Raw genomic sequence first — 2595 nt, forward strand, 5'->3', positions numbered from 1 at the left:
AACGACTTCAGTCGTTCTCTTCTCCACGTTCGTAGTAACGACTTCAGTCGTTCTCTTCTCTTCCAGTTGTTCGTAGTAACGACTTCAGTCGTTCTCTTCTCCACGTTCGTAGTAACGACTTCAGTCGTTCTCTTCTCTTCTTCTGTTCGATAATTTTGGTCAGCAATTCCAAACCCAATCCCCCCCTCTAAATCCACCCAGGTCCCAGGTTGCTGATTTGTTTAACCTATGGCAAAATGGGTCAAATGCTTGAATGGCCCGTTTCTACCCTCGCCGTAACCCATCATGCTCGGAATCATGCTCGGAACAACTCTCGGTGGACGTTACAAGATTATCAACTCCTTGGGAAGCGGGGGGTTTGGGGCGACTTTTCTCGCGCAGGATTGTCACCTTCCGGGGACTGCCCCTTGCGTGGTCAAGCAATTGCAGCCCCAGTCCACAGATCCGAACACTCTGCAAATTGCCAGACGGTTATTCGATACAGAGGCGCAGTCCCTGCATGAGTTGGGAAGTCACGATCGCATTCCCAAATTGTTCGCCTATTTTGAAGAAAACCAAGAATTCTATCTGGTTCAGGAGTATATCGAGGGTGAGGACCTCAGTCATGAATTGACGCCTGGGGAAAAGCTGGATGAGAAAACTACCCTAGATTTACTGCGAGAACTGTTAGAAATTTTACAATTTGTTCAGAGTAAAAATGTCATTCATCGGGATATCAATCCCCGCAATATTATCCGCCGCAATTCGGACCAAAAATTAGTTTTAATTGATTTTGGGGCAGTTAAACAAATTACCACCGAACTGCTGAATCCCAATGGACAACCGGGATTCAGTGTCTGTATTGGCACTCCCGGTTATTTACCCAGTGAACAAGCAACTGGGTTTCCCAAACCGAGTAGTGATATTTATGCGGTGGGAATTGTTGCCTTGCAAGCGCTTTCGGGTTTATTACCTCATGAATTTCCCAAAGATCCAGACACGGAAGAAATCAAAGTCGCGGAATTGGTGACGGTGAGTCCGGAATTTCTCAAGGTATTAGAACGGATGGTCCGGTATGATTTCCGGGAACGTTATGGGTCAGCAACGGAGGCGTTAGAGGCGATCGCAGATTTAGAAAAGCCCACGGTGATGACCGTTTCGGTCCCTGGGGTTACGTCGTTGCCTAAATCTAGCTTTAATTTTTCTAAACATAAATGGGTTTTAGGGGTGATTTCTTGCGGAATTATTGGCGCAGGCATGATTGCCGGTTCGGTTTTTGTTTGGAATAAAATCAAATCAGTAAATGCCAGTGAGTTGTACCAACAAGGGCATACCTTATATCATTTAAGTCGGTATGAAGAGGCATTAAAACGCTATGAAAATGCCATTGAAATTAAGGCGGATTATGTAGAAGCCTGGAAAGAAAAAGGGGATACCCTCTCTCGATTAAATCAGAATGAAGCGGCGATGGATGCTTACGATCGCGCGATTCAACTCAATCCTCAATATCTGGAGGCTTGGATTCGCCGTGGGGATGTGTTAAATAAATTGCAGCGGTATGACGGGGCGATCGCCAGTTTTGAGAAAGCCATCGAATTGGTTCCGGAATCTGCTGAAGCCTGGAATGGTAAGGGCAATACCTTACTGAGTTTGCAGCGGTATGAAGAGGCGATCGCCGCCTATGATCAAGCCCTAGAAGTTCAACCGGAATCCTCAGAAGCCTGGTATGCCCGGGGATGGGCATTTCATCAATTAAAAGATTATGAATCGGCCTTAAAATCTTATGATAAATCCGTAGAATATCAGTTTGATTATGCCGTAGGATGGTATAATCGCGGGAATGTTTTGATGCAATTGGATCAAGAAAAAGAGGCGGTAGAGTCTTATGATAAAGCCGTGCGATTTCAGCCGAATTATGCGGAAGCTTGGTACAGTCGCGGCAATGCCTTGATGAAGTCAAAAGATTCTTCTGAAGCTGCAAAATCTTATGAACGGGCGGTTAAGATTCAGGCAAGCTATCAGGAAGCCTGGTATAGTTTCGGGTGGGCGCTGCACCAGTTACGCCGCTATGAACAGGCGATCGAGGCTTATAATCGGGCTATAGATTTGAAGAAAACCGACTATCGCGCTTGGTATAACCGAGGGAATGCCCTTTATAATTTGAATCGATATCAGGAGGCGGTTTCTTCCTATAATGAGGCGGCTTATTTGAAGCCGGATCATGCGGAATCGTGGTATGGTAAAGGGAATAGTTTATCCACTTTGGGGCAGTATCAAGAGGCTGTTTTAGCTTACGATCGGGCGTTGCGATATCAACCGAATTATCGGGCAGCTAAAGAGGGCAAGGAACGGGCGCAGAGGGAGATAAAACAGCGGGAGAAAAGGGATTCTGGTGGGGAAGGGGAAAAAGATAACGACTGAAGTCGTTACTACGAACGAAAGAAAAGAACGCCTGAATGCCAATTGTTCAATCACACAATTCCCATCCCTGTAGGGGCGATTCGAGAATCGCCCGATCGCAAATCACCCAATTATTGAATCATCTAATTCGCCACCTGTAGGGGCGATTCGAGAATCGCCCGATCGCAAATCACCCAATTATTGAATCATCTAATT

At 46.0% G+C, this 2595-nt stretch carries 1 protein-coding gene; it reads left to right on the forward strand.

The annotated features are described in order from the left end of the window. Window positions 1–285 precede the first annotated feature (285 nt). A complete protein-coding gene (locus NG833_RS17750; protein WP_254566616.1) occupies window positions 286–2400 on the forward strand; it encodes a tetratricopeptide repeat protein in 2115 nt (704 codons plus the stop codon). The last annotated feature ends 195 nt before the right edge of the window (window positions 2401–2595 follow it).

Origin of the sequence: Oscillatoria sp. HE19RPO, assembly GCF_024220515.1 — a bacterium.
In the GTDB taxonomy this organism is placed as follows: Bacteria; Cyanobacteriota; Cyanobacteriia; order Cyanobacteriales; family Laspinemataceae; genus Laspinema.